1 protein-coding gene is annotated in these 615 nt (G+C 58.0%); it reads left to right on the forward strand.

What is annotated here, in order from left to right:
- Positions 1-308: 308 nt before the first annotated feature.
- On the forward strand, positions 309-615 hold a 307-nt coding region (locus C5L12_RS27780), incomplete at its 3' end, for a helix-turn-helix domain-containing protein (protein WP_157949150.1).

Here is a 615-nt window from a genome sequence, read left to right on the forward strand (position 1 = left end):
GGCGGAAGGAGAAAGACACAAAGTTCCGCCAACCGGCGGAAGGACGTCCTTCGCAGGACGATGGATGAGGCAAGTTCGGACCTATGTCTGTGCCGACCGCATCACGCGGTAATCACGCACCGGAGATTGAACCGCCTCATTCTCCTAACTCCATGCTGGGAGGGCAAAACGCCGATCCCGAAGAGAAGCGAGGACCTGCGGAAGATGTCATGTTCCGACGAGGCGGAGACGCTCGTAAGCGCTTGACCTCAACACGCCGAATAGAGAAGACATGGGTGACACTTTTCGCTTTTTGGCGGGAGGTGTTGATGCCGTGGAAAGAGACTTCGGTGATGGAGGAACGTCTACGTTTTGTCGCCCGGCTTCTGGAGGGCGAAGGCATGAGCGATGTGTGCCGAGAGTTCGGCATCTCGCGCAAGACCGGTTACAAAATCTTCAACCGCTATAAGGACGACGGTCTGGAGGCGCTGACGGATCGGTCTCGAAGACCGGTGCGTTATGCCAACCAGTTGCCTGAGCCGGTCGAGGCGATGATCGTCTCGTGCAAGAAGAGCAAGCCGCATTGGGGTGCCAGGAAGATCCGGGAGCTTTTGGTGAAGCGCCTGGCCGGCGATG

The sequence above is a fragment of the Neorhizobium huautlense genome (assembly GCF_002968575.1).
Taxonomy (GTDB): Bacteria; Pseudomonadota; Alphaproteobacteria; order Rhizobiales; family Rhizobiaceae; genus Neorhizobium; species Neorhizobium huautlense.